General features: G+C 68.2%; 1 protein-coding gene. It reads left to right on the forward strand.

Going from position 1 to position 233, the window contains the following annotated elements; translation table 11 throughout:
• On the forward strand, positions 1–233 hold a 233-nt coding region (locus tag SB822_RS61240), incomplete at both ends, for a LysR family transcriptional regulator substrate-binding protein (RefSeq protein WP_410859685.1).

Below are 233 nucleotides of genomic sequence, written 5' to 3' on the forward strand. Positions count from 1 at the left end.
CGCCAGGTGCAGGGGCTCGAAGGGCGCGTGCGGCTCGGTGCGTCGACCGGCGTGATCGCGTACCTGTTGCCGCAAGCGCTGGAGGCGCTGCGCCAGCGCAATCCCGCGATCGATATTCAGCTTGCGGTGCTCACATCGCGTGAGACGCTGTCCCGATTGGCGGATGGAACGCTGGATGTCGGGCTGGTCGCACTGCCTCAGCCCCCCGTGGCCGGACTCGCGATAAAGGCCTG

It is taken from the genome of Paraburkholderia sp. SIMBA_054 (genome assembly GCF_046534875.1).
Classification (GTDB): domain Bacteria; phylum Pseudomonadota; class Gammaproteobacteria; order Burkholderiales; family Burkholderiaceae; genus Paraburkholderia; species Paraburkholderia hospita.